This window comes from Legionella navarrensis, assembly GCF_052527415.1.
Map to the genome: position 1 here is coordinate 1 of NZ_JBNVZR010000043.1, position 2,664 is coordinate 2,664.

The window sequence follows — 2,664 nt, forward strand, 5'->3', positions numbered from 1 at the left end:
TCAGTCGAACCTGCCTGCTCATCGCCCGCTTCTGCGTCTTCCTCCTCCTCGCCCCGTTCGTCAGCCCGGGCGCCTAAACCCGGAAAACGGGGTGCAGGCAGAAGAGCCGCGAAGCTGCCTGTATCGCCGCCTCAACAGAGGCCACTAAGCCAGACAAGTGCAGAGGTGGAGAAAAAGCTGCAAAAGATGGCCATGCTGCCTTTGGAGGAGCTGTCTGAGCACCTGGTTATGGAAAAAAACTGGCTGGAAAATGTGATACGACACGAGCCTCCGGGCTTTCCCCTGTTTTTCAGGATGACCAACGCCATACCAAAAAAATACCTAAACATGGCAGAAGAGCAGCGCCGGGAGCAGTTAATCGAGCTGTTTTCCCGCGCTCTGCTGCAGTTTGGTTTGCAAACGCCGATTGGATCAACCGAGCCGGTTACTTGCCTGGAAAGATTGACACATACTTTAGATGGCGTGGAATTATTTGTTCGGCTCCTCAGACAGGATTCGTTTCGAAGCGGGGTAAGTGTGCCTGCCTGGCTTGGTTCCACAAAAGGAGTCGTGCCGCCTTTGCTGATGGTCGCCAGATTTTTTAAACTCAAACAGAGAGGTGGTGCTGAAGTTTCCGAACCCAGGCAGCCCATGCTCCAGCCAATCCTGGCTGGCAACATGAGCGCAGCCATTTCGATGTTTGCCCTGCGCGTGATCCAGTACGATGACCTGCCCGCATTAAATTCTCTACTGGAGCTGGGCCTCAATAAGAACCTGATTCTTGCAAATGGCCTGTCTTTATGCCACATGGCCGCCCAGCGAAACGCGCTTAAAACGCTCTCGCGATTACTGAAGCTGGGTGTGGACAGTAAGGCAACGGATGCACAGGGTAACACGCCGGCGCATCTGGCTGCGGCAAACGGCAGCTGGGACACCTTTTTTGCACTCTGGACTTCTGACAGGACTATCTTACAGGTAAGGAACTCTGTCGGGGACTTGCCCGTGACAGGCGCTATTGATAAGGGACACTGGGCGTTTATTGAAAAAATGGCGAGTCAGCAGATGCCTTTGTTGCTGAGCGAACAGAAGCTTGCCGTGCTGCAGGAAGCCCTCCTGATGCAGGACAATATATATGCAATCAAAATACTTCATATGTTCAATGTAAGTCTGTTTCCGGCACTCAGAATGGCGGTCCTGAATGAAAATCTTTATGCTCTGCAGGATATGCACCACAAACATATCGATCTGGGAGTTGCAGATGAGCAGGGCAATACCATTGCGCATATTGCTGCTGAACGCAATAAAACCGGAGTCATTCAAATTCTGCACTGGCTGAAGATTGACCTCAATAAAGCCAACGTGGATGGCAATACGCCCCTCGCGAGAGCGATTATAAATAATCATCTCGATGTCATCGATTTTCTGCATACCGTAGGGGTCAGTATATGTGAAGCGTTGCCGAATGGTCTGTCCCCTGTTCATGTCGCTGCGCTGAATGATCGAGATGATGTTATCCGAAAACTGCATCAGCTGGACAGACGGCCTGAGGTGTTAAGCAGGCAAAACAATATGAAAATCTATGCCACTACTCTGGCCGCTTCCAGAGGGTATGTTGCCGCCCTCAGGGCCCTGCACGAGTGCGGAGTCGATCTGATGCAGGTTGATTCGCGGGGCTTTACCGCAGAGCTTGTGGCCGCTCAGGTCGGTCACGTTGCTCCGCTTCGGCTGATGGTCGAGCTGGGTTATGTTCTGAATCAGAAAAACATGCTGGGTTATTACGCGCTGCATTCGGCAACCCTCCATAGCCACCCTGATGTTATCAGGTATCTGCACAGCCAGGGTGGAGATCTGAATCTGATATCGGACAGTGATACGTCTCCAGTTCATATTGCCGCGGAACGCTGTGACAGTGCTGTTTTTCAGTTGATAATGGAACTAGGCGCCAACTTAAGCCAGACAAACCGAACAGGATTGACTCCGGCTCATATCGCAGCCTTTCATGGCAGAGTCGAGATTTTAAGTTTGTTGCTGGCACACGACCCCGGGCTTTTGAGCAGGCATTGCGTGCGGGCAGAGAATCTCTATCATGTTGCTGCCTTTGCAGGGCAGGCTGCTGTCGTTCGTTTTTTACATGACAACAAGGCACCCTGCAGCATCAGACAAAAGAACACAGATGGGCATACGCCCGCCCATCTTGCGGTAATAGTACGAAAAGTCGATGTATTAGAAGTGCTGGGTGAGCTTGAACCGGCAAGTCTTTGTGAAGCCGATGCCGAAGGTCTGGCACCGATTCATCTTGCAGCCAGAAACGGATATATCGATGAATTTTTAAAGCTGTTATCCATTGAGCTGGTAAGAAGAACAAACGGACTGGATCGATGCGCCATTTATGCCGTCAAAGCGAATCAATTTGATATTGTTAAGATATTACTCGAGAAAAACCTCATCCATCTCAAAACCATGGGGCGGGGGTTGTTACACGAAGCGAGGAAGCATGGCTTTGTGAAAATCGTTTGTCTGCTTAATGATTATGGTGTGACATTACAGCTGGGCCCCTTGTTTTTTGAAGGGCAGAATCGGGAAGCGGCGTGCTCCGCATCGTCATCGAGTCCGTCACCTCGCGCACCCTTTTGAAGCTCACAGAGCTTTTTTGATGTACAATATCGGCACACTAAGTTTTTGGAG

Annotated in this window: 1 protein-coding gene; it reads left to right on the forward strand. The window is 50.8% G+C overall.

Going from position 1 to position 2,664, the window contains the following annotated elements:
- Window positions 1–2,613, forward strand: a 2,613-nt coding sequence (locus ACQUTA_RS13015) for an ankyrin repeat domain-containing protein (protein WP_444988695.1), incomplete at its 5' end; no start/stop codon positions are given.
- Window positions 2,614–2,664: the final 51 nt, after the last annotated feature.